Origin of the sequence: Campylobacter concisus (assembly GCF_902460895.1) — a bacterium.
In the GTDB taxonomy this organism is placed as follows: domain Bacteria; phylum Campylobacterota; class Campylobacteria; order Campylobacterales; family Campylobacteraceae; genus Campylobacter_A; species Campylobacter_A concisus_BC.
The window spans coordinates 1-1,387 of record NZ_CABPVL010000028.1 but is presented as its reverse complement, the minus strand read 5'-3'; the positions used below and the strand labels follow the sequence as shown (position 1 = coordinate 1,387).

Sequence of the window (1,387 nt, the reverse complement as noted above, 5' to 3'; positions counted from 1 at the left end):
CAAACTTTTAAAAAAATTAACAAATTATTTTTCATTTTTATTTACTTTCTTTATTTTTAACTTCTTACTATTTCTATATAAATTTTGATTTTATAATATTTTTTTAGATATTTGTGTGTTCTTTTTTAAATATCCTACAAAAGGTTTGATGAATATAAATATGTATATCGGATAATACAAAGTTGACAAAATATCCCAAAAAAGATGATCGCCTGGCAATAGATCTGCGCAACTACAATCTATATAGCCATGTCTACGCAAATACCCATACCCATCCATACCGCATAAAATTGCATTCATTATCAGTCTTTCTGAAAATACAAAAATAACCATAGAAACAGCAAACAAAAGTATGCTAAGAAAAACTGTAACAATTTTTAGTGGGTTATCCCTAAAATTTATAGTGTAAAGTATTCTTAAGAAAACCATTAAATTAAATAAACAAAATAATAGTAGAGAAATCTTATAGGAATAGCCAAGATACACCATGATAATCCCAGAGTATATAACTAAAAAATACCCTAGGATGATCATGTATTTTAGCCTATCATTCATCTTTTTTGCCCATTTTTAATATATTCTTTTATTTCGTGATAGTACGTACTAAAAGGATGATATATTTCTACGTCATTCAAAGTTTTAAATTCATAATTTGCATCTGAATTAAGAATACCATTTGCTACCGGATCATTTTCATGATTAACTTGTATTATGAAATTTGCCCCCACACCATTTGTACTTTCTTTAAGCTTAGTGGCTGATTTTGGTGAGCCTACACTTATTAGATTGTAAGGCGTATTTACCCCTAATACTTTGTTTATTGAATTGGCCTTAAATATATCTTCATTGCCAGCACTGTGAGTTATTAGCGTTGTATCGTTTGAAAGATTTTTTAGCTTATATGCATTCAAAACATCTTTCGTTGTTTTATAGTTTGGTAGCCACTCTATAGCATCTTCTAAAATACCTAAATATTTGCCAGTAGCATTGTTTATCAATCCAACATTTTTGCCAAAATCTTCTTTTATTAAATTTACGCTTTTTTTAGCTTCCTCTAAAGTATTATCCATGCCATTCATAAAAACTATTTTAGTATCTTTACTTAAATTATCATATGTTTGATCCGTAGTTGCTCTCAATTTTTCAAAATCATGTTGATCTGATAAGTTATATTGTGTTTTATATTCATTTGTATCAGGCACCTCATTTATCAATACATTATCCGGAAATATACCATTTTTATAAAAATTAACCAATGCAAAAACTGGTGGTGTAAGTATTTGATCAATATCTCCTTTAAAATATCCATTAGCCAATGCTTCCCAGAAAGTTAGATCAACTACTTGATTATCGTTTAAACCTTTATCTATACCAACAACTTTATTAT

At 27.8% G+C, this 1,387-nt stretch carries 1 protein-coding gene; it reads right to left on the bottom strand.

Translation table 11 applies throughout. The features are described 5' to 3' along the window. Nucleotides 1-551: 551 nt before the first annotated feature. The coding region (locus F3G98_RS10645; protein WP_188117008.1) for a hypothetical protein at nt 552-1,387 on the bottom strand (836 nt) is incomplete at its 5' end.